Origin of the sequence: Mycobacterium sp. GA-1285 (assembly GCF_001499905.1) — a bacterium.
Taxonomy (GTDB): domain Bacteria; phylum Actinomycetota; class Actinomycetes; order Mycobacteriales; family Mycobacteriaceae; genus Mycobacterium.
Genome location: NZ_LQIS01000051.1, coordinates 1 through 678, shown reverse-complemented (window position 1 = coordinate 678; position 678 = coordinate 1). Strand labels below are relative to the sequence as shown.

Genomic DNA, 678 nt, shown 5'->3' with positions numbered 1-678 from the left:
CTGCCCGTTGCGGTGTTGAGCCCACGCGATATTGAGATCCTCCAACAAGATCCGCCACGACACCCCGTCGACGGCCAAATGGTGGATCACCAATGCCAGCTGACGCGTGGAGCTTGCCCACAAGGCGCGCAGCATCACTCCGGCAGCCGGGTCCAGCCGCGAGCGAGTCGCCACCAGCGACTCCGTAGACAGCACGTCCACCACGTGCAAGCATTCGCGCGCGTCCACCGCGCCGACCTCGGGCACCTGCGGCGACCAACCGCCCTCGCCATCGTCATCGAGGCGCAACCGCAGCATCGGATGGCGATCCAGTAAGGCCTGCAGCACCACCACCACATCGGCCTGGCTGGTCTGGGCCGGCGCCTGGATCACCATTGTCTGGTTGAACTGGTCAACCGCCCCGTCCAGATCCTGAAGCCACCGCATGATCGGGGTGAGCGCCACCGGCCCGACGCCGTCGTCGTCGACCTCGACCTGACCGTCCGCCGCGGTGGCCACCCGAGCCAGTCGAGCAACTGTCTTCTCGACGAAGATGTCGCGCGGGCGGCACAGCACACCAGCAGCCCGGGCCCGGGCAACGACTTGCATCGACAAGATGCTGTCCCCGCCGAGTTCGAAGAATGAGTCGTCGATGCCGACGCGCTCGACACCCAGTACTTGGGCGTACACGGCGGCCAG

General features: G+C 66.7%; 1 protein-coding gene. It reads right to left on the bottom strand.

Annotated elements, in window-relative coordinates; all coding sequences use genetic code 11:
• A partial coding sequence (locus tag AU193_RS18685; protein WP_156425288.1) for a phosphopantetheine-binding protein occupies positions 1-678 on the bottom strand: 678 nt, incomplete at both ends.